This window comes from Daejeonella sp., from assembly GCF_030695525.1.
Classification (GTDB): domain Bacteria; phylum Bacteroidota; class Bacteroidia; order Sphingobacteriales; family Sphingobacteriaceae; genus Daejeonella.
This window is the reverse complement of sequence record NZ_JAUYSS010000032.1, coordinates 53970-74774: the sequence shown is the minus strand read 5'-3', so window position 1 is coordinate 74774 and position 20805 is coordinate 53970. Positions and strand designations below refer to the sequence as shown.

Annotated in this window: 19 protein-coding genes; 12 read left to right on the top strand and 7 right to left on the bottom strand. The window is 39.7% G+C overall.

Going from position 1 to position 20805, the window contains the following annotated elements:
- Window positions 1-24 precede the first annotated feature (24 nt).
- From ric to Q8S11_RS07315, 5 genes are read left to right on the top strand one after another with little or no spacing between them, the layout of a single operon-like run.
- Window positions 25-969, top strand: a complete 945-nt coding sequence (ric, locus tag Q8S11_RS07335) for an iron-sulfur cluster repair di-iron protein (protein WP_305661437.1) — start codon at window positions 25-27, stop codon at window positions 967-969.
- Between the two features lie 24 nt (window positions 970-993).
- Window positions 994-1812 (top strand): DUF2249 domain-containing protein, encoded by an 819-nt coding sequence (locus Q8S11_RS07330; RefSeq protein ID WP_305661436.1) that lies wholly within the window; start codon window positions 994-996, stop codon window positions 1810-1812.
- 1 nt (window position 1813) lies between these two features.
- Window positions 1814-3094 carry a cytochrome C oxidase subunit I gene (locus Q8S11_RS07325; protein WP_305661435.1) on the top strand — a complete coding sequence of 427 codons (1281 nt, stop codon included), beginning with the start codon at window positions 1814-1816 and terminating at the stop codon, window positions 3092-3094.
- A complete protein-coding gene (locus Q8S11_RS07320; protein ID WP_305661434.1) occupies window positions 3094-3417 on the top strand; it encodes a metal-sulfur cluster assembly factor in 324 nt (107 codons plus the stop codon). The genes Q8S11_RS07325 and Q8S11_RS07320 overlap by 1 nt, the downstream gene beginning before the upstream one ends.
- A 2-nt stretch (window positions 3418-3419) precedes the next feature.
- Window positions 3420-3851 (top strand): Rrf2 family transcriptional regulator, encoded by a 432-nt coding sequence (locus tag Q8S11_RS07315; protein WP_305661433.1) that lies wholly within the window; start codon window positions 3420-3422, stop codon window positions 3849-3851.
- Window positions 3852-3869: 18 nt separating this feature from the next.
- Here the strand turns inward: Q8S11_RS07315 and Q8S11_RS07310 are convergent, their stop codons facing one another.
- The 4 genes from Q8S11_RS07310 to Q8S11_RS07295 all read right to left on the bottom strand — a co-directional run bounded on the left by Q8S11_RS07310 (window position 3870) and on the right by Q8S11_RS07295 (window position 8941).
- Complete coding sequence (locus tag Q8S11_RS07310) at window positions 3870-4598, bottom strand: (Fe-S)-binding protein (protein WP_305661432.1); 729 nt, start codon at window positions 4596-4598, stop codon at window positions 3870-3872.
- Between the two features lie 57 nt (window positions 4599-4655).
- Entirely contained in the window at window positions 4656-5966 is a 1311-nt protein-coding gene (locus tag Q8S11_RS07305) for an MFS transporter (RefSeq protein ID WP_305661431.1), read from the bottom strand.
- A 69-nt stretch (window positions 5967-6035) separates the two neighbouring features.
- A complete protein-coding gene (locus tag Q8S11_RS07300; protein ID WP_305661430.1) occupies window positions 6036-6758 on the bottom strand; it encodes a head GIN domain-containing protein in 723 nt (240 codons plus the stop codon).
- A 284-nt stretch (window positions 6759-7042) separates the two neighbouring features.
- The gene (locus tag Q8S11_RS07295; RefSeq protein ID WP_305661429.1) at window positions 7043-8941 is read right to left on the bottom strand and encodes an ATP-dependent DNA helicase RecQ; all 1899 of its coding nucleotides are present in this window, start codon (window positions 8939-8941) and stop codon (window positions 7043-7045) included.
- 118 nt (window positions 8942-9059) lie between these two features.
- Between Q8S11_RS07295 and Q8S11_RS07290 the strand changes: the two genes are divergently transcribed.
- A complete protein-coding gene (locus Q8S11_RS07290; RefSeq protein ID WP_305661428.1) occupies window positions 9060-12296 on the top strand; it encodes an amidohydrolase family protein in 3237 nt (1078 codons plus the stop codon).
- Between the two features lie 57 nt (window positions 12297-12353).
- Here Q8S11_RS07290 and Q8S11_RS07285 read toward each other — a convergent pair whose 3' ends face one another.
- Both Q8S11_RS07285 and Q8S11_RS07280 read right to left on the bottom strand, forming a co-directional pair.
- A complete protein-coding gene (locus tag Q8S11_RS07285) occupies window positions 12354-13553 on the bottom strand; it encodes an NAD(P)/FAD-dependent oxidoreductase (protein ID WP_305661427.1) in 1200 nt (399 codons plus the stop codon).
- Window positions 13554-13586: 33 nt separating this feature from the next.
- Window positions 13587-15851 carry a Tex family protein gene (locus Q8S11_RS07280; RefSeq protein ID WP_305661426.1) on the bottom strand — a complete coding sequence of 755 codons (2265 nt, stop codon included), beginning with the start codon at window positions 15849-15851 and terminating at the stop codon, window positions 13587-13589.
- A gap of 137 nt (window positions 15852-15988) precedes the next feature.
- On the opposite strand from Q8S11_RS07280, the gene Q8S11_RS07275 reads away from it, so the two are divergent.
- The 4 genes from Q8S11_RS07275 (at window position 15989) to purE (ending at window position 18857) form a co-directional block, all read left to right on the top strand.
- On the top strand, window positions 15989-16582 hold the full coding sequence (locus tag Q8S11_RS07275) for an NADH-quinone oxidoreductase subunit A (RefSeq protein WP_305661425.1): 594 nt from the start codon (window positions 15989-15991) through the stop codon (window positions 16580-16582).
- Window positions 16583-16590: 8 nt separating this feature from the next.
- Window positions 16591-17061 (top strand): NADH-quinone oxidoreductase subunit B, encoded by a 471-nt coding sequence (locus tag Q8S11_RS07270; RefSeq protein ID WP_305661424.1) that lies wholly within the window; start codon window positions 16591-16593, stop codon window positions 17059-17061.
- A gap of 105 nt (window positions 17062-17166) precedes the next feature.
- Window positions 17167-18306, top strand: a complete 1140-nt coding sequence (locus tag Q8S11_RS07265) for a 5-(carboxyamino)imidazole ribonucleotide synthase (RefSeq protein ID WP_305661423.1) — start codon at window positions 17167-17169, stop codon at window positions 18304-18306.
- A 50-nt stretch (window positions 18307-18356) separates the two neighbouring features.
- Window positions 18357-18857, top strand: a complete 501-nt coding sequence (gene purE / locus Q8S11_RS07260; RefSeq protein ID WP_305661422.1) for a 5-(carboxyamino)imidazole ribonucleotide mutase — start codon at window positions 18357-18359, stop codon at window positions 18855-18857.
- 69 nt (window positions 18858-18926) lie between these two features.
- On the opposite strand, the gene Q8S11_RS07255 is transcribed toward purE, so the two are convergent.
- Window positions 18927-19490 (bottom strand): YqgE/AlgH family protein, encoded by a 564-nt coding sequence (locus Q8S11_RS07255; RefSeq protein ID WP_305661421.1) that lies wholly within the window; start codon window positions 19488-19490, stop codon window positions 18927-18929.
- Window positions 19491-19635: 145 nt separating this feature from the next.
- Between Q8S11_RS07255 and pdxH the strand changes: the two genes are divergently transcribed.
- Entirely contained in the window at window positions 19636-20289 is a 654-nt protein-coding gene (gene pdxH, locus Q8S11_RS07250) for a pyridoxamine 5'-phosphate oxidase (RefSeq protein ID WP_305661420.1), read from the top strand.
- 9 nt (window positions 20290-20298) lie between these two features.
- Window positions 20299-20796, top strand: a complete 498-nt coding sequence (locus tag Q8S11_RS07245; RefSeq protein WP_305661419.1) for an NADH-quinone oxidoreductase subunit C — start codon at window positions 20299-20301, stop codon at window positions 20794-20796.
- Window positions 20797-20805: the final 9 nt, after the last annotated feature.

Below are 20805 nucleotides of genomic sequence, written 5' to 3'. Positions count from 1 at the left end.
ATTCGTAAACTAATTCAACATAATATGGAAATCTTAGAAAAGAACTTTATCAATGTTACCCTTATTGAACCTAAGTTGAAACACCCGACAATATTCAGGGTATTTGACAATCTTAAAGCCGGGGAAAGCCTGACCATTCATAATGACCATGATCCTAAACCTGTATATTATCAATTGCTGGGTGAGCGTGGCGATATCTTTACCTGGGAATATCTTGAAGAGGGTCCAGAATGGTGGGATGTAAGGGTGTCCAAAAGGGAAGATAGTCAGGAAACCATTGGAGAGATCGCCGTGAAAGATCTCCGTAAAGTAGAAGTATTCAAAAAATATGGGATCGACTTCTGTTGTGGTGGCAAGAAGACTCTAGCCGAGGTATGTGCTGAAAAGAATATTGACGCGACGAAAGTACAAACAGAACTAAGGCAGATTGAAACTGCAAACAAAGCAAGCAACGTTTCTTATAATGACTGGAGTATAGATTTTCTTGCTGATTATATTGTCAATACCCATCACAGTTATGTAAGGAAATACCTGCCTGAACTAATGACTTATGCATCAAAAGTTGCACAGGTACATGGTGCACAGCATCCTGAACTTATACCAATTCAAAAACTGGTTTCCGAGATCAACGAAGAACTTACTGAGCATATGGGACAGGAAGAAAATGTATTGTTTACCTATATAAAGAAGATTGTAGAAGCCCGGAAAGGTAATCTTCCATTAGTCAAACAGGAGAAAGATCTGGCCGGATTAATTGACGAATTGGAGAAAGACCATGACCTGGTGGGAAGGGCTTTTGACCAGATCCGTGAACTGAGTAAGGAATATGCATTACCTGCGGATGCCTGTGCAAGCTATACCTTATTGTATAAAATGATACAGGAGTTTGAAGATGATTTACACCTGCATATCCATTTGGAAAATAACATTCTGTTTCCAAAAGCAATTGAAATGGAGCAGGTTGGTTGAGATGTGAGAATTGAGATATGAGATATGAGACAGGAGATGCAGATAAATTCAGGAACGAAAATCGCGGATTTGATAAAGTTCCATCCGGATGCACTGGAAGCAATAATTTCTTTAAGTCCGGATTTTAAGAAACTACGTAATCCGATCCTCAGAAGATTAATGGCGGGCAGAACAAGTATATCAATGGCTTCAAAAATTGGGGGATGCAAACCAGAGGATTTCTTTGAAATATTGAAACCTCTGGGCTTTGTTTCCGACAATTCAATTCAGGAACAGGAAGTTCTGCTCCGAAAATCATTGAAAGATTTTGTAAAGGATATTGAAACTGCCCATATTATTCCTTTGGATGTCAGGGCGATGCTTGCTGAAGGCAATGACCCGCTGAGGCTTATTCAGCAATATGTCAAAGAGCTGAAGGAAGGGCAGGTATTAAAGATCATTAATACATTCGAACCTACTCCCCTGATCAAATTATTGGAAAAGCAAGGTTTTGAATCCTACGTCGATCAGATTGAAAAGAACCTGATTGAAACCTATTTTTACAGAAACAAGCCTGCAGAAATAAATCAAGCTATCCCTGAAGGAGTAGAAAGTGACTGGAATCAGCTTTTAAAGCAATATGATAACAAGATGATTGAACTTGACGTTCGGCATCTCGAAATGCCCGGCCCAATGATGGCCATTCTGGAGGAGCTGGAAAAACTGGATTATGGCAAAGCATTATATGTTCATCATAAACGCATTCCTGTTTTTCTTCTGAGTGAACTAAAAGACAGAAACTTCGAATATCGAATTAATGAGATCAGCGGGACTGAAGTATATTTATTGATATTTAAGAAATAATATGCCAGTAAGCGATCCAGGTTCCGGGTTACAGCAAACCACGTCTTATAAAGTCGTGCTGCCTTTTTATGTTTTCGCGGCAGTATCATTTTTAATATCATGTACCCTCCTGCTGCTCAATACGGATATTTTCCATCAGCATTATTTTCAGCCTCAAACTCTGGCAATAACCCACCTCATGGCTTTAGGATGGGGAACTATGATCATTCTGGGTGCCAGTCACCAGTTGCTCCCTGTACTTATTGAAGGTAAACTTGATAGTTTTTTACTTGCCTTATTATCCTTTATTTTTGCTGCCGTCGGTATTCCACTTCTTGTAACCGGATTTTACCTGTTTAATACGGGCCTCATCCTGCAGAGCGGTGCAGTTTTGATCAATGCTTCTGTAATCTGTTACTTTTTGAATGTGATAACAAGCATTGGTGAAAGCAAAAAATACAATATTCATGCCTTTTTTATTGCCACAGCTTCACTTTGGCTTTTCACAACTACTTTTTTTGGGCTGCTCTTAGTCTTCAATTTCAGTCGTTCCTGGTTACCAGAAAATTCTATAGAATACCTCTCCATCCATGCACACATGGGTATTGCAGGGTGGTTTTTACTGGTGATTATTGGGGTTGCTTCTCGGCTTATTCCCATGTTTCTGATTTCCAAATATTCAAGTCCTGTTAGCCTGTGGTGGATCTTTGCACTGATCAATATCGCACTCTTAGGTTTTATCATTTTAAAATCTTCGGGTGCCTATCCAAACTTCTATTATAGCCCGTTTTTGCTTGTACTCATCGCATTAATATTATTTGGATATTACAACTACAAAGCCTTTAAAGAACGGATAAGGAAGCATGTTGACAAGCAAATGAAAATTTCACTCTTATCTGTGGCCATGTTGCTTCTGCCTCTCCTCAGTTTACTGGTAGTTATTTATTCTATCAGGGAAAATTCAAGATCGAACATGGTGCTTTTGTACGGATTTTGCATATTCTTTGGCTGGATAACTGCACTGATTATGGGTATGACGTTTAAAACATTACCCTTCATAATATGGAATAAGGTCTATCAAATAAGGGCTATCGGAAAAACACCTGCACCTAAAGAATTATTCAGTGAAATTCTTTTCAAAGTCATGGGCTTGCTCTATCTTACAGGCTTCATACTGTTCTTTGTGGGTATCCTATTATTAAATAATTTGCTTTTGAAAACCGGTGCGGTAACCTTGCTGGTATCGGCCATTGTATATGTCATTAATGTTTTAAAAACAGTGTTTCATCAGGCGAAAGAATAATGGAGGTTTTAAGCAATAATAATCTGTATTGCAGTGCAGCCCTTGCCGGTCTTTACGATGTGTTCGATCCCGAAATTGGGCTGAATGTGGTAGATCTCGGGCTGATTTACCGGATAGATTTTAAAGATGAAGATAAAACCATAGCTGTTACGATGACTCTGACTACACAATTTTGCCCTATGGGAGAAAGTATAACTTCAGATGTACAGCAATCAGTTAGCAATGCTTTTAAGGACTATCAGGTCAGTGTTAATCTTGTGTTTGACCCTGCCTGGAGTCCGGATAATATCTCACCTGAAGGCCAGGAATATTTAAACCGCTAAAAATGTTAAGTTATACCTGTAAGACAGCGATAAAGGCCGTTATATATCTGGCATCAAAGGCTGAGGAGAATGATAAAGCCGGTATGGTTGAAATTGCGAATCACATAGAAGCAAGTGAACATACTGTTGGTAAAATACTACAAACCTTAGTGCGGAAAGGTTTAATACATAGCTCCAAGGGGCCATCAGGCGGTTTTTTCATCAATGAATCACAGCGTGTTCAGCCAATAATCAATATCGTGGAGGCCATTGAAGGAGACCAGGTATTTAAGGGTTGTGGTCTGGGTTTAAGCAAATGTTCAGCCTCACATCCATGCCCTATTCATGACGATTATAAGGTTGCACGTGATTTGATTGAAAAATTATTCCGGGAGAAAAAAGTAAAGGATCTTTGCGATCCTGTAAGCAATGGGCTTGCGTTCCTGATCGGGTAAAACCTTTAAAAAACAGGTTTATACATTTCCCCAACCACTTGCCAGAACATCAGCAATATGCATAGTTTTTAGCTTGAGATTATGCTGATCAATATAAGCCTGAAGGTTAATTAAACAGGATGCATCAGTTGAAATAATATAATCAGCCTCCATTTCAAGTGCATTATTAATCTTCTGTTCTGCCATGGCACTGGAGATAGAATCAAATTTGACTGCAAACGTGCCCCCAAAACCACAGCAAACATCTGTATCCTTCATCTCAACAAGGTCAAGACCATGCACCTTTGTCAGCAACTGCCTGGGTTCGGTTTTAATATTACATTCCCTTAATGCTGAACAGGAATCGTGATAAACCGCCCTTCCTTCCAATTCTGCTCCAAAATAATCTTTCTTCAGAATATTCACCAGAAATCCAGATAATTCATGAATGTTATTTTGAATGGAACGGCATTTATTATGTACTGCAGTATTCGTAAAAAGGTCGTTAAATGAATTTTTTACCATACCTGTACAGGATGCCGAAGGTGAAACGATATAGGTACTATCAGAAAAATCATTCAGAAATTTTGCTCCTACCACTTTAGCCTCTTCCCAAAAACCAGCATTATAAGCCGGTTGTCCGCAACAGGTTTGTTCAGCATTATACATTACTTTACATCCAGCCTTTTCAAGAATCTTAATCGTGTTAAATGCAGTCTGAGGGTATAACTGATCGATAAAGCAGGGAATAAATAATTCAACATTCATATTCTTAAAACAGATTTTATCAGGAGGAAGGGAATCCTGCTAAATTCCGAAAAAAAATTATACTGAACGCAAACTATCTGAATTTTCTGACTTTATAAAAAAGATTGAGAAAAGGATGATTAAACCAAATATAAAAAATCCGGCGAGGCTAATGGCCGAATTGCGCATACTTCCGGTAAATTCTTCGATATATGCAAAACTGAACAGGCCAATAACAATCGCAATCTTCTCTGTTACATCATAAAAACTAAAAAAAGATGCTGTATCGGGTGTATTTTGGGGAAGGAATTTGGAGTAGGTGGATCTGGAAATGGACTGTATCCCTCCCATTACCAATCCCACGACTGCTGCAACAGCATAGAACTGAGTTTCATTTTCAATGTAATAAGCTGTAATACATACTCCAATCCAGATCGACAGAACAACCATAATAACCTGGATATTACCATATTTCTTTGCAAAAATCGACATAATCAATGCACCAACTATTGCCACCAACTGAATAATCAGAATGATAGCAATCAATTTTGAGGTGCCAAGTTTCAGTACTTTCTCTCCAAAGCCCGCAGCAACAAGCATAATTGTCTGTACTCCCATTGAATAGAAAAAGAAGGCGAGCAGAAATCTTTTTAATAAAACCATCGACTTTAGCTGATTCCAAACTTTGAGAAGTTCCTGAAATCCATTTTTAACCGTACTTTTTGTGATCTTATCGTAGTTAGGACTTCCTGCAGGCAACTTTTTAAATGGGATCTGAGCAAATCCTATCCACCAGATACCTACCAATAGAAAAGATAAACGAGCGGGTAATGAAGCATCTGTAATACCAAAAAGCTCAGGCTTAAGAACAAAAACAAAGCAGATAATCTGAAGAATAACACTTCCTACATAGCCGAAAGCGAAACCTTTAGCACTTACCCTGTCCTGTTGATCTACGGTGGCAATTTCAGGCAAATACGAATTATTGAACATTACCCCACCGATATAACCTATTGCAGCCAATGTAAAACAGATGATACCAAGTTCGAGTGTTTCCAGCTTAAAAAAATAAAGACCGGCACATGAAATACTTCCTATATAGGTAAATACCTTCATAAATATTTTCTTATTACCCCTAAAATCTGCGATCGAGGACAATACCGGAAGTAAAAGAGCCATAATAAGGTAGGCTAGCGACAGCGCATAATTTGATAGCGCGGTGTTAGTAAAAGTTCTGCCAAAAAAAATTACCTGATCCCCAAATTCCTCAGTGGTAGTAATTATTGTATAATAAGCTGGAAAGATTGTGGATGTAATGACCAGATTATAGGCTGAATTGGACCAGTCGAACATGGCCCAGGCTTTTATCGTCTCTTTATTATTTCGCATTGATAAGGCTTAAATTAATAATATTATTTAATCTGTGCGAAATTTATAAAACTCGAATGTCTATGAGAATCAATTGATGCTTCTGACTACTGAAGCACCTGAATTATCTTTGTTAATTTTAGAAGGTTTACCTTTATACTCCACTTCACTGGCTCCATAAGAATTAACTTCCAGTGAATTTAATACATTAATCCGTGATTTGCTTGCACCTGTACTACTAATCCGGTACTCTCCGACCACAAATCCGAGCGCTTCTACAGAGCTGGATCCGGTCATATCCAGATCATGCCTTCCGGCCTGCCCTTTCAAAACTATTTCAGATGAGCCGCTTGAAGAAGTTTTTAATGATTTGACGTTCAGATCGAGCGTCACCTTTGATGAACCCTGCAGATCCACATCAAGTTCGTTTAGGTCTAATTTTCCATCACTCAAAATTTCAACGGAACCTGAAGATTCAATTTTTTGATAGTCCTTTGAACTAAGGTAAATCGTAACCGGGCCTGCATCACAAAAATTCCCGTCAATATCAATTTTAAGCGTTCTTCCACTAAGTCTGGTTTGAATCTCCTCCTGAATATTATCATCAGCTAAAATCCTGACAGAACTTGTTGAATCCTGGCTAAGTACAATTTTAAGAGAACCACTTGTCTTAACTTGGGTAAATGTTCCTATATCCCTGGTTTCAGTGACCTGATTGCCAGAGCCTTCTATACAGTCAAATCCATTGCAGGATGACAATAACAGTACACCTGCAGAGAGATAAGCAATTAGATTCAGTAAAAACTTTCTCATGGTCCTTTTTCTTTTGATAACAAACGCAATAATTAAGTTACAATATAAATAAATAAGCATAAAAATCACTATTAGTAATTGCCCAAAAAATCTGTTTACATTCTTATATCTGGGTATTATTCTAACCTCTTTAGGAGGATGGGGGTCAAACTGCAGGGGGATGAATTGCCCTTTTCAGAGAAAATCCATTCTATCCCCCGCTGGTCCAAAGGACTCCTTCGGATAGGGAGGCGCGTTTGGCCCTGTGTGCTGGCAGGGGGAGGTAACACCCATATTTAAAACCTTCAGCTTTTTAAATAGTAAAACTCCCCGTTCACTTTAATCGTTCCGGCATCAAGCATCATTCTGATAACCTTAAGCCTTTCATTAGAATTACCTGTAGTTATGGCTTCCATGAGCTGATCGAGATGTGAAGGATTCTTACTTAATTCATTTAAAACTTCCTTGATAATTTCATCAGTACGGCCATCACTTTTTGTCAGCTTTCTATTTTCAATACAAACATCACACACACCACAAACCTTTGCATGGGTTTCGTTGAAATAGTGGAGTAATTGCTGACTCCTGCATTTATGATTTTCTGCATAAGCCAGAACAGCTTCGACCTGTGATTTATGAATCTGATAGCGATCTGCATGGTATTTTCGATCAATATACAGATGTAGTGAGTCGGCCCTTGGCTTAATAAAATTTAACTGAGGTTTATCAGTTTGCTGTATATAATTAATTACCTGCAGCTCATGTAATTTGCTAAGTATTTTAACCGTTTCAGCTCTGCTAATACCAACCCGTTTTGCGAGATCGCTCTCTTTGACACCTACTAACTGTTCAAAAACACCTCCATATGATCTTAATAAAACTTTAATAAAATGATCGAAAGCCGGTTGACCAACCTGAAAACGATAAAGATCTTCATGCGCAAAAAGTACCTGAACCCGGGAGGGTAAAAAGACGGTTTCACTCAATGCGATATATTCATCATGCTCAAGAAACTTTAATGCATGTATCGTTCGTATAGGATCCAATTTAAACCTGTTGCAAAAATCTGCCAGATCAAATTCTAATGAAAGGCCTTCCCCCGCCCCATAGGCAAGCTGATAATAATTTCCAAGATGATGATAGATCTGTTTTATCTCATCAATTGAAGGGTAATGCTGATCTAGTCTTTTAGTAATCAGAGCTTTATCTGCATTAGAATATAGTAAAACCGCATAAGCTTTCTTCTCATCCCGGCCTCCCCTTCCGGCTTCCTGATAGTATGCTTCCAGGCTCTCGGGCAAATCCAGATGGATGACAAAACGAACATCCGCTTTGTCAATTCCCATACCGAATGCATTTGTTGCAACTATTATCCTGATCTCCGAGCTTTTCCAGGCAGATTGCTTTTTCATCCTTAAAGGAGTTTCAAGACCGGCATGATAAAAATCACTTGTTATGCCTTCCAGATTGAGTTGTCTGGAAACTTCCTGCGTTTCACGTCTGTTCCTGACGTAAATAATGCCAGAGCCTTTTACATTCTTTGCTATGGATATGAGCTTTCTAAGTTTGTTTTCTTCATTGTAAACCAGATAACTCAGATTTAATCGTTCAAAAGATTTTCTGAATACCTGCCCATTTTTAAAATTGAGTTTTTGCTGTATATCTGCTGCAACACGTTCAGTAGCGGTTGCGGTAAGGGCAAGTACAGGAATTTCAGGATGAAGTTCCCTTAATTCAGTTAAATGAAGATATGGAGGTCTGAAATCATAACCCCATTGCGATATACAATGCGCTTCATCTATTGCGATCAGATTGACTTTCATATGCCTGATACGCTCCCTTACCAGATCCGACAAAAGTCTTTCGGGCGAAAGATAGAGAAACTTGATATCTCCATAAATACAATTATCCAGGGCAATATCTACTTCCCTTTTTCCCATACCTGAAATAATTGCGATTGCCTTTATACCCTTTTCCTTCAGATTCTCAACCTGATCTTTCATCAGGGCTATCAATGGTGAAACGACTATGCAGATACCCGGTTTTAATAGTGCAGGAACCTGAAAACACAGGGATTTACCCCCTCCTGTAGGCATGAGCGCAAGTGTATCCTTACCCTCCAGAACCGACTGAATAATATCCTCCTGCAATGGCCGGAATGTGGAAAAACCCCAGTAATTAGAAAGGATTGATTGAATTGTCATTCTTGTTGGTTCGGGCTTTAATGATTTATCACAATAAAATCAAGAAATCTTCATTTAATAGCTGATTAACTCAAAACTATGAATATTTACTAAATTGCGGGTTGAATTGATTTTTTACATGAAGAGAGCACTAACACTTACATTAATATTTTTGCTGGCATTAGAGTTGTCAGCACAGCAAAATCCGAAATGGAATGTTGAAAAACCTACGGGGCCATCAAAATCATTAAGCTTTCAGACTAACGAAGGAACCTGGATGAACCTTGACCTTAGTCCGGATGGACAGACAATTGTTTTTGATCTCCTTGGCGATATCTACAGAATGCCAATTACAGGAGGCAAAGCTACATTGCTTGCAGGAGGCATGGCCTCAGAAGTCCAACCAAGATTTAGCCCTAACGGAAGATATATTTCATACACAAGCGACAAAGACGGTGGAGATAATATCTGGATCATGAATACTGATGGATCCGGTAAGAGACCGATAACTACAGAAACATTTCGCTTATTGAATAATGCAGTCTGGACACCAGATAGTGAATATTTAATAGCCAGAAAGCATTTCACCAGTAAGCGTTCACTTGGTGCCGGAGAAATGTGGATGTACCATATTGCAGGCGGTGGTGAAGGTGTTCAACTAACTATAAGAAAGAATGATCAGCAGGATGCCGGAGAGCCTGTAGTTTCTCCAGATGGTAAATATGTTTACTTTTCTGAGGATGTTAGTCCGGGTCCTTTATTCCAATACAATAAAGACCCGAACGGCGAAATTTATAATATCCGCAGACTCAATCGCGAAAATGGTAGTATAGAAACTGTTGCAGGAGGCAGCGGAGGTGCTATGCGCCCTCAGATTTCACCTGATGGTAAGTTTCTGGCTTTTGTAAGAAGGGTCCGTTTGAATACGGAGTTATTTATACAGGACCTACAAACAGGTGAAGAATGGTCGGTTTATGATGATCTTAGCCATGATCAGCAGGAAGCCTGGGCAATTTTTGGGCTTTATCCCAATTTTGCCTGGACACCAGACAGCAGAGAGATTGTTTTCTATGCTGAGGGAAAGATCAGAAAACTTGAGGTATTGACTCAATATTTAAGTGAAATTCCATTTGAAGTAAGTGTCAATCAAACAATCACCGATGCTCTTCATTTTGAGCAGAAGGTATTTAATGAGGAGTTTTTCGCCAAAATGATCCGCCAGCTCAGTACATCTCCTGATGGTAAAAAAGTAGCTTTCAATGCAGCTGGACACATCTATTTAAAGGATCTTCCAAACGGAAAGCCAATTCGGATTTCAAGTGGTAATGAGTTTGAATTTGAACCGGATTTTAGCCCGGATGGTAAATCACTGGTCTATGTAAGCTGGTCGGATGATAATCGAGGCTCTATCATGAAGTTTAGTATACCCGACTCTTCCTTTATGAAACTTAGTACTGAAAAGGGTTATTATTATAGTCCGAAGTTCTCAAACAGAGGGGATAAAATTGTTTACAGAAAAGGGGTGGGAAATGATGTATTAGGATATGCATTCGGAAAGAATCCCGGTATCTATACCATACCGGTAAACGGGGGAACACCAAGTTTAATTCTGAACAATGGTATCCGTCCAAGTTTTGATACAAATGATAGCCGTATATTTTTCCAGAGTACTGAGGGAGATAAAAAAGCGCTGAAAAGTATGGATCTGAATGGTGGAAATATCCGGACTCATTACACATCAACCTATGCAAATGTCTTTAGTCCGAGCCCTGATGGAAAATGGATAGCATTTACAGAACTCTTCAATGTTTATATCACCCCTTTTGCAAATACAGGAATGGCATTGGAACTTTCTTCTAATAACAAATCCCTGCCTCTTACAAAAGTTAGTAAAGATGCCGGGACCTATATCCATTGGAGTAAAGACTCAAAGCGGTTAAACTGGACATTGGGCCCTAAGTATTTTTCAAGGGATATCCACAGTACTTTTAGCTTTCTGGGTAGCTCCGAAAAAGTAGCCAAATCTGACACTTTGGGATTAGATATTGATTTGCGATTAAAATCAGATCTGCCAGAAGGCAAAATCGCGATAACGAATGCGCGGATTATCACGATGAAAGGTGATGAAGTGATTGAAAATGGTACAATTGTGATCGACCAAAACAAAATCACAGCCATTGGTACTAACATAAGTATTCCTGAAGGTGCAAGGGTCATTAATGCAAGCGGAAAAACGATTATGCCAGGTATTATTGATGTACATAGTCATCTTAGAGCCAGTTCTGATGGGGTTAGTCCGCAGCAGGATTGGAGTTATTATGCCAACCTTGCTTTTGGGGTAACTACATCACATGATCCTTCTGCCAATACTGAAATGGTATTCAGCCAGGCAGAAATGGTCAGGGCTGGCCATATGGTTGGGCCAAGAGTCTACTCGACAGGAACCATTCTGTATGGTGCTGACGGAGATTTTAAAGCTGTTGTGAATAGTCTGGATGATGCAAGATCTGCTTTGAGAAGGATGAAAGCTGTTGGAGCTTTTTCCGTAAAATCATACAATCAGCCAAGGAGGGATCAGCGGCAGCAGATTATACAGGCTGCCAGGGAATTACAATTAGAGGTTGTTCCTGAAGGCGGATCTACCTTCTTTCATAACCTGACTCATATCCAGGATGGTCATACCAGTCTGGAACATAACATCCCTCAGGTTCCCTTGTTTAAAGATGTTAAGGCACTTTGGAATAAAAGTACCACATCTTATACTCCGACTCTGATTGTTAGTTATGGATCTCAGTCAGGCGAAAACTACTGGTATGACCGTACCAATGTATGGGAAAATGAGCGGCTTTTAAGTTACACCCCTCGCTATATAATCGACTCAAGATCGAGAAGAAGAACAACTTCAGCATTTGCAGATTATGGCCATATTAAAGTTGCAAGGGCTGCGAAGGAACTTTCAGATGGCGGGACTAACGTAAACCTGGGAGCACATGGGCAGTTGCAGGGACTTGGGGCACACTGGGAGTTATGGATGTTCGCCCAGGGAGGTATGTCGTCACTGCAGGCTATCAGGAGCGCCACATTAAATGGTGCTGAGCATTTAGGTATGGCTAAGGAAATAGGCTCACTGGAGACCGGAAAACTGGCAGATATGCTTATTCTGGATGCAAATCCTCTTGATGACATCCGAAATACCGAAAAAATCAAGTATGTGATCATAAATGGTCGTGTGTATGATACCGAAACAATGAATGAAACTATTAGTCGTGAAAAAGCACGAAATTTATTCTGGTGGCAGATGAGCAGATCAGAAAGCTATACAATCCCACAGGGTAATGTTGAGACTTATACTTTCACACATCCGGAATGTGATTAAAAAGCTGACAGGGTTTTAAACGCAGACAGGGTTTTAAACCCTGTCTGCGTTATCAAATTAAATATTCTGCGCAATAACAAAACCAGCCGACCATGCCCATTGAAAGTTATAACCACCCAGCCATCCGGTTACATCAACACATTCACCACCAAAAAACAAACCAGGCACTTTTTTAGCCTCAAGCGTTTTTGAGGATAGTTCATCAGTAGCTACCCCTCCTCTCATTACTTCAGCTTTATCATAGCCCTTGTCACCTGCAGGTTTCACATCAAAATGATGAATGTATTGATCAATTTTCTGAATATCTTCCTTAGTTAAGGAAGCCAGATTTTTTTCAACAGGTAAAAATTTTGCTAAGGCATCAGCAAATTTCTTTGTGAACAAATCAGATAATAATCCAGAGAGCGTTTTACGTCCATTCACCATCTTCTGAGCCTGAATAAGTTCAATAATCTTATCATGAGGTAACAAATCAATAGAAATATGTTCCCCGGGTCGCCAATATGATGAAATTTGAAGGATAGCCGGACCACTTAGCCCCCAGTGAGTAAACAATATATTTTCCTCAAAACTAATCCTGTCATTGGAAACCCTGCTGAATATCGAATTACCCGAAAGCTGAGCATACCATTCAGCATCTCTACCGGTAATTGTAAGCGGCACGAGTGCAGGCGCTGTTTCAGTGACCTTTAGTCCGAATTGCCTTGCTACCTTGAGGCCGAAATCACTTGCCCCCATTTTTTGAATGGGAAGTCCGCCTGCTGCAATCACAACCTTTGGCACCCTGATTTCTTTTAATTTCCCTGCCCTTGAATAACTGATTATAAAATCCCCATCTTCCATCTTCAAAACTTCCTTTACCTCTGCATTGCAAATTATTTGCTGCCCAAGATCAGCACAAAGCGATTCAAAAACCTGCACAATATCTTTTGCATTATTTGTAACAGGGAATAACTGTCCTAATGTTTTTTCTTTTCCTAAAATGCCATTTGCCTCAAAAAAAGCGATGGTATCTTCCACTGTAAACTGCGAAAATGCAGATTTACAGAAATGCGGGTTTTCGGATATAAAGTTGGATTCTGCCGAATATAAATTGGTATAATTACAGCGTCCACCACCCGAAATAAGAATCTTAGCCCCAATTTTATCATTCTTCTCAAGAATCAGGGTTCTTTTCCCAAGATATCCAGCCTGAACAGCACACATGAGTCCGCAGGCACCACCCCCAATAATTACAGCATCAAAATTATCTTCCATACTCATTCAGGTGGTAAATATAAACGGATATCCTCAGGAAAATTTATTCTTTAAAGCAGCCAGTTTAATTGCAATGTCAGTTTCCGGAGCAGCTTCTTTCTCTCTTGGTTTTCTTATAATATTTACTGTCGCAGGCTTCGGATTAGGTTTTGGCTTTGGTTCAGGTCTGTTCTCTGATTTCATTGAAAGCGCGATACGCTTTCTATTCACATCAACTTCAGTTACCCTAACCATCACTTTCTGGCTTACCTTGACCACTTCATTTGGATCTTTAATGAATTTATCAGCCATCTGACTCAGGTGAACGAGCCCATCCTGGTGAACACCAATATCAACAAAAGCTCCAAAAGCAGTGATATTGGTGATAATTCCAGGCAAAGTCATTCCAACATGAAGGTCGGTAATTGCATTGATACCATCAGAAAAACTAAATGCTTCAAATTGCTCCCTTGGGTCAAGACCCGGCTTTGCCAGTTCCTTTAATATATCATTCAGGGTAGGCAAACCAACACTTTCACTGACATAATTCTGCAATTTGATCTTTTGACGCAGCTGTTCATCTTTCATCAGATCTTTAACTTTGCAGTTCAGATCTTTGGCCATTTGCTCTACCAGTGCATAACGCTCAGGATGTACCGCACTGCTATCAAGTGGATGTTCGGCATTTCGAATGCGTAAAAATCCTGCTGCCTGCTCAAATGCTTTATCTCCAAGACGAGGGATTTGCCTGAGTTCAGATCTTCTTTTAAACGCACCATTTTTATTGCGGTATTCGACAATATTTTGTGCCAGTTGCGGACCAAGCCCTGAAATATATGCCAGAATCTGCTTTGAAGCAGTATTCAATTCCACCCCGATTGAATTTACACAACTGATCACCGTATCATCCAATGAGGTCTGTAATTGATTCTGATCTACATCATGCTGATATTGTCCGACCCCGATTGATTTTGGATCAATCTTTACCAGCTCTGCCAAAGGATCCATTAAACGACGGCCAATGGAAACAGCCCCTCTTACTGTAATATCTTTATCCGGAAATTCCTCCCTTGCAACATCGGATGCTGAATAGATCGAAGCACCACTTTCATTAACCATAACTATAACAATATCAGTTAATTGTAGTGTTTTAACAAAAGTTTCAGTTTCCCTTCCGGCAGTACCGTTTCCTATAGCAATGGCCTCAATTCTATACTTTTCGACCAGAAACTTTATGGTTTTAGCAGCTTCCTTAGAGGCTTCTGCTCCATTGTGGGGATAAATATTGGTATTCTCAATTAGCTGACCCTGATCATCAAGGCAAACAAGCTTGCAACCTGTCCTGAACCCGGGATCAATAGCCATGATACGTTTCTGGCCAACGGGGGCAGCTAATAATAGTTGGCGGGCATTCTCTGCAAAAACCCGTATTGCTTCAGTATCTGCCTGTTTTTTGGTCATTAAACGGATTTCTGTTTCCATAGAAGGCTTAATCAGACGTTTATATGCATCTGCAGCAGCCAAACTAACCTGCTCTGACGAAGGGTTAGCCCCATTTACAAATAAGTCTTCAAGGATTCTGATCGCATGGTCTTCAGGTACTTCAATATCAAGTGTGAGAATAATTTCCTTCTCAGCCCTTCTTAAAGCTAATACCCGATGGGAAGGTGCGGTTTTTACAGGTTCTGTCCAATCGAAATAGTCTTTGTATTTCTGCCCCTCAATTTCCTTCCCTTTAATCAATTTAGAATGAAAAGTCCCCGACTGAATGAACAGCTCACGTATTTTGCTACGAAGTTCAGGCTGCTCTGCCATAAACTCAGCCAGAATATCCCTTGCCCCGCTCAGAGCGTCCTCAATATTCAATACTCCCAGCTCCTCATTGATGTATTTTGAGGCTTCTGTATCCAGGTCTGTGCTACTTTGGTTCATTATGAAATCTGCCAAACCTTGCAAACCCTTTTCTCTCGCAACAGATGCTTTGGTCTTACGTTTAGGCTTAAATGGAAGATAAATATCCTCCAGGATAGTCATGGTTTCAGCTTCCATGATTTGCTTTTCGAGCTCGGGAGTCAGCTTCTCTAGTTCTTTCATCGATTTTAGAATCGCTTCCCTTCGCTTATCAAGCTCCTCAAGCTGCTGCTTTCTATCGCGAATAGCCGCAATCTGAACCTCGTCAAGGCTCCCTGTTGCTTCTTTGCGGTACCTAGCGATAAAAGGCACCGTTCCACCCTCATCAAGCAGCTCAACGGTTACTTTCACCTGCTTCTCTGTTACTGATAGTTCATCAGCAATCTTTTTATATTTATTCAAAGTCATATTCAATCAGATATTCCATGCGAATTTGATGCTATCTATTTTCATTTCAAAAAAAGCTTATCCACAATTAATGATAATTAATTGAGAAATAACGAACCGTTTGAATACTTTAATTCAATTATTCTTAATTTTGATTAATGGATGAAACTTCTCAGTTAAGCGAGTTTGGTAAGATATTTATCTACCTGATCATGGGTGTTTTATTCGTGCTCTTTACATTTTTCATAGGGAAACTGGTCGCACCTAAAAAACCAAATCCCGAAAAATTGACTTCCTACGAGTGCGGGGAAGAACCACAAGGAAATTCCTGGATACAATTTAATTCACGTTTCTATGTCATAGCATTGGTTTTTCTACTTTTTGACGTTGAATTAGCCTTTATCTTTCCATGGGCAACAGTTTTCAGTCAACAGGAGCTGATAAATGCAGATTCTTACTGGGGTTGGTTAAGCCTGTTTGAAATGTTCATCTTTGTCGGCATTTTATTGATTGGATTGGTATATGTTTGGAAAAAAGGTGACCTGAACTGGATCAGGCCTGAACAATATTTACCTGTTTCACCTTCAAAGATTCCTCTTTCTGCCTATCTGGCTTTGAATACTGAAACCTATCAAACAAAGTCGTTTACTCTAAATTCTGAGATTCCAATAGCTGAAAAAGTAATCACTGAAACACCGGTTTCATCCGGAAAACCTGGATTTACACCCAAATTTAAAAGACCTGCCTTGTGAGTTTAGAAATGAAAAACGATAGTGGTTCAGTAATGGTCGTTAAGGTTGACGATTTACTTAACTGGGCGAGATTATCGTCACTTTGGCCAATGAGTTTTGGTATTGCCTGTTGTGCGATCGAAATGATGGGATCCATGGCATCTACCTACGATCTGGATCGTTTTGGAGTATTTCCCCGTCCATCGCCAAGACAGTCAGATGTCATTATTATTGCAGGTACCGTAACATTTAAAATGGCTGAACGCATCAAACGTCTGTATGAACAAATGCCTGAACCAAAATATGTGATTTCTATGGGATCATGTTCCAACTGCGGAGGCCCATACTGGCAGCATGGATACCATGTGGTAAAAGGTGTTGACAGAATAATTCCTGTTGATGTATACGTACAGGGCTGCCCGCCAAGGCCCGAAGCACTTATAGGGGCAATACTAGAGCTGCAAAAGAAGATTGAGCAGGAGAGCCTTTTAAACAGCTAAATCCTACTTATGAGCACTAGTCCGGATGTTTTATTTCTCCTGTCAGGAAAGGAAAGCTACCAAAAATTGGATAATCTCACAGATTTGGCATAAACTTGCAACAATATGAAATCATTTTACGGTGACCTTAAGCTTGGAATACTTGGTGGCGGACAACTTGGCCGTATGCTCATTCAGGAATCAATAAATTATAACATTACCACCTACGTAATGGATCCTGATAAAGAGGCTCCATGCAAGGATCTCTGCAGGAAATTTGTTCAGGGTTCATTAACTGATTTTGATACTGTTTATAATTTTGGGAAAGAGGTTGATATTTTAACCATCGAAATTGAAAAAGTAAATGTTGATGCACTTGATAAGCTCGAAAAAGAGGGTTTAACTGTTTATCCTCAATCAAGGGTAATCAGACTCATTCAGGATAAAGGGGTTCAAAAGCAGTTCTTTCAGGAAAATGATATTCCTTCCGCACCATTTAAAATTTTCGGTAATAAAAATGAACTAATCTCTGCGAATGTTCCATTTCCGTACATACAAAAGCTCCGCAGGGATGGGTATGATGGCAGGGGTGTAAAAATGATAAAATCAGCTTCAGACCTTGAAAAAGCCTTCGATGAACCAAGTCTTATCGAAGAACTAATTGATTTTGAAAAGGAACTATCTGTAATTGTTTCCAGAAACGAAGACGGGGTTATAAAGACATTTCCCTGTGTAGAAATGGAGTTCAATGCAGAAGCAAATCTGGTTGAATTTCTGATCTCCCCTTCAACTTTAGATTTTGAAATACTTCAAAGGGCGGATCAGCTGGCCATGAAGATTGCTAATGATCTGAAGATTGTAGGAATTCTGGCAGTTGAACTATTCCTTACAAAAGATGGCGATCTTCTGGTTAATGAAATTGCCCCGCGCCCTCACAATAGTGGGCATCAGAGCATTGAGGGAAATTTCACCTCGCAATATGATCAATTATTGAGGGCTATATTTAACCTTCCTCCAGGAGATACCAGCGCAATCAGCAATTCAGTAATGATCAATTTGCTTGGCGAAAAAGGTTATGAAGGAGCAGCAGAATATGAAGGATTGCATGAAGTATTAGAAATGGAAGGTGTCTACATTCATTTATATGGAAAGAAATTTACTAAGCCCTTCCGTAAAATGGGGCATGTCACCATAATGGATGATGACCGTCAGAAAGCTATTGAAAAAGCAAAATTTGTGCAAAATAAGATTAAAGTTAAGGTTTAAGTAAATTTTATAAACTATTAGTTTACAATATCATATCTATATTAAATTATATGGCAACTGAAGCGATTAAAGTCGGCATAATAATGGGCAGCAAGTCTGACCTTGGCATTATGCAAGAGGCAGCAGATGTATTAAAAGAACTTGGAGTTCACTTTGAAATTACCGTTGTTTCAGCTCATCGCACACCTGAACGAATGTTTGAATATGCAAGAAGAGCAGCTGAAAGAGGCTTAAAGGTGATCATTGCAGGTGCCGGAGGTGCAGCACACCTACCCGGAATGGTTGCTTCCATTACACATCTTCCGGTAATCGGAGTTCCGGTCAAATCAAGTAATTCTATTGATGGCTGGGATTCAATCCTGTCAATACTTCAAATGCCTAATGGTGTTCCTGTTGCTACTGTAGCATTAAATGCTGCCAAAAATGCCGGAATACTTGCTGCACAAATCTTAGGAACATCCGATTCGGCACTTTCACAGAGACTTATTGATTATAAGGAAGAACTAAAGCGCAAGGTGGAGGAAAGTGCGAGGGAAATGGAAGAGAATTGAGAATGGAGAATGGAGAGTTGAGAATAGGCAACGATCTGACTGATAACCGGCAACTGACAACCGATTACTTTAATTCCACTGTGGATTTTCAGGGAAATTAGCAATGTGTGCATACTTCGGCCCCAGGCCTATCACCACCTCCCTCCATAAGTTTTCTTCATCTTCAACAAAAATAACCTCAGAACTGTATTTATCGGTTACCAACCATGAATTCTGATTGAGTTCTTCATTTAACTGACCCGCTCCCCATCCCGAATAACCAACGAAAAATTTGATCTCAGTATGATTAAGCTCATTATTATTTAAAAGGATATTAATTGTCTCGAAATTACCTCCCCAATATACCCCTTCTCTAATCTTAATTCCGCTATTCAGTTTATCATAACAAGAGTGAATAAAATGAAGGGTATCAGGGGCCACCGGGCCTCCGAAATAAACCGGAAAACCGGCTCCCTTTAAATCAGGAAACAGATCATTCAGCAGCAGATCACTTCGCTGATTTAAAATAAAGCCTACCGCCCCTGCCTCTTCACATTCTGTAAGTAGCACAACTGACCTTTTAAAATTAGGATCAGACATGAATGGCTCTGAAACGATCAGACTTCCGTTGTTTGGTTTAAGGGGACTAAGCATAAAAAAAATAATTAAACAACCATTAAAGTATATAAATTTACAATATATATCTAAAAATCATTGAAATGATAGAATGCAATCCGCAATTGTTAAGTTTGTAATATAAGACACCTACCCTATACCAAGTGGGCGAAAAACATTTAAAATGGCAGTAGATAAAGAAACACTTGAAAATCTTCGACAGGAATATATTTCTGAAAAACTCTCTAAAAGGGAAGTAGATAAAGACCCTATCAAACAATTTGGCAAATGGTTTAAAGAGGCTATGGATGCGGGCATTCATGAGCCGAACTCGATGACTCTTGCTACCACCAGCATTGACCGTAAACCAAGTGCAAGAATTGTATTATTAAAAGGATATGAGGAAAGGGGTTTCACGTTTTATTCCAATTATCTGAGTGCAAAGGGAAAGGAAATGTCGAAAAATCCCGTTGTAGCGATTGTTTTCCACTGGGCTGAGCTGGCAAGGCAAGTAAGAATTGAAGGAACAGTAGAAAAACTCAGTAAAGAAGAATCTGATCGTTATTTTCAGAGCCGCCCAAAACAAAGTCAGATCGGTGCTCTGGTTTCTCCGCAAAGCCAGGTAATTGAAGACAAAGAAGATCTTGAAAGGGATTGGAAAGAAGCTGAGATAAGATATGAGAACAAAACGATTCCCAAGCCGGCGCATTGGGGCGGATATCTGGTAAAGCCCCAGGTCATCGAATTCTGGCAGGGTCGTCCCAGCCGGCTCCACGACAGGATTGTTTATAAAAAAGCAGATAAACATAGCTGGAAAATCGTAAGGCTTGCACCCTGAACTATTCCTATGGACTTTAATGAAATAAAGGATCTCCTAACAGATAAATTCGGGCCGGCTGTAATTACCAATGTTGAAACCAATGGCTTGCAACCTGCTTTACAAATCGATCCGGAACTTATTGTGCAGGTTTGTGAAGAACTCAGAGATAATAATAACACCTGGTTTGATTTTCTATCCTGCCTGAGTGCAGTTGACCATGGGCTTGAAAAGAACCAATTTGAAGTAGTTTATCATCTGGCCTCAATACCCCATAAAAAACAACTTGTTCTTAAAACAACAAAGTATCACGACAGAAATATCGGCACTCTGCCAAATTTTCACAGCGTTTCAGAAGTTTGGCGTACCGCCGAATGGCATGAGCGTGAAGCATTTGATCTGTTTGGAATTTATTTCGAAGGGAATCCTGATCTGAGAAGAATCCTGCTTCCTGACGACTGGGAGGGTTATCCACTGCGTAAGGATTATATTGCAGCCGAAGAATATAAAGGGATCAAAATAAACTGAACTCATAAG

Bases quoted from the DNA above. Each gene is read 5' to 3' on its own strand.
- ric (WP_305661437.1), top strand. From the start codon at position 25: ATGGAAATCTTAGAAAAGAACTTTATCAATGTTACCCTTATTGAACCT.
- Q8S11_RS07330 (WP_305661436.1), top strand. From the start codon at position 994: ATGAGACAGGAGATGCAGATAAATTCAGGAACGAAAATCGCGGATTTG.
- Q8S11_RS07325 (WP_305661435.1), top strand. From the start codon at position 1,814: ATGCCAGTAAGCGATCCAGGTTCCGGGTTACAGCAAACCACGTCTTAT.
- Q8S11_RS07320 (WP_305661434.1), top strand. From the start codon at position 3,094: ATGGAGGTTTTAAGCAATAATAATCTGTATTGCAGTGCAGCCCTTGCC.
- Q8S11_RS07315 (WP_305661433.1), top strand. From the start codon at position 3,420: ATGTTAAGTTATACCTGTAAGACAGCGATAAAGGCCGTTATATATCTG.
- Q8S11_RS07310 (WP_305661432.1), bottom strand. From the start codon at position 4,598: ATGAATGTTGAATTATTTATTCCCTGCTTTATCGATCAGTTATACCCT.
- Q8S11_RS07305 (WP_305661431.1), bottom strand. From the start codon at position 5,966: ATGCGAAATAATAAAGAGACGATAAAAGCCTGGGCCATGTTCGACTGG.
- Q8S11_RS07300 (WP_305661430.1), bottom strand. From the start codon at position 6,758: ATGAGAAAGTTTTTACTGAATCTAATTGCTTATCTCTCTGCAGGTGTA.
- Q8S11_RS07295 (WP_305661429.1), bottom strand. From the start codon at position 8,941: ATGACAATTCAATCAATCCTTTCTAATTACTGGGGTTTTTCCACATTC.
- Q8S11_RS07290 (WP_305661428.1), top strand. From the start codon at position 9,060: ATGAAGAGAGCACTAACACTTACATTAATATTTTTGCTGGCATTAGAG.
- Q8S11_RS07285 (WP_305661427.1), bottom strand. From the start codon at position 13,553: ATGGAAGATAATTTTGATGCTGTAATTATTGGGGGTGGTGCCTGCGGA.
- Q8S11_RS07280 (WP_305661426.1), bottom strand. From the start codon at position 15,851: ATGACTTTGAATAAATATAAAAAGATTGCTGATGAACTATCAGTAACA.
- Q8S11_RS07275 (WP_305661425.1), top strand. From the start codon at position 15,989: ATGGATGAAACTTCTCAGTTAAGCGAGTTTGGTAAGATATTTATCTAC.
- Q8S11_RS07270 (WP_305661424.1), top strand. From the start codon at position 16,591: ATGAAAAACGATAGTGGTTCAGTAATGGTCGTTAAGGTTGACGATTTA.
- Q8S11_RS07265 (WP_305661423.1), top strand. From the start codon at position 17,167: ATGAAATCATTTTACGGTGACCTTAAGCTTGGAATACTTGGTGGCGGA.
- purE (WP_305661422.1), top strand. From the start codon at position 18,357: ATGGCAACTGAAGCGATTAAAGTCGGCATAATAATGGGCAGCAAGTCT.
- Q8S11_RS07255 (WP_305661421.1), bottom strand. From the start codon at position 19,490: ATGCTTAGTCCCCTTAAACCAAACAACGGAAGTCTGATCGTTTCAGAG.
- pdxH (WP_305661420.1), top strand. From the start codon at position 19,636: ATGGCAGTAGATAAAGAAACACTTGAAAATCTTCGACAGGAATATATT.
- Q8S11_RS07245 (WP_305661419.1), top strand. From the start codon at position 20,299: ATGGACTTTAATGAAATAAAGGATCTCCTAACAGATAAATTCGGGCCG.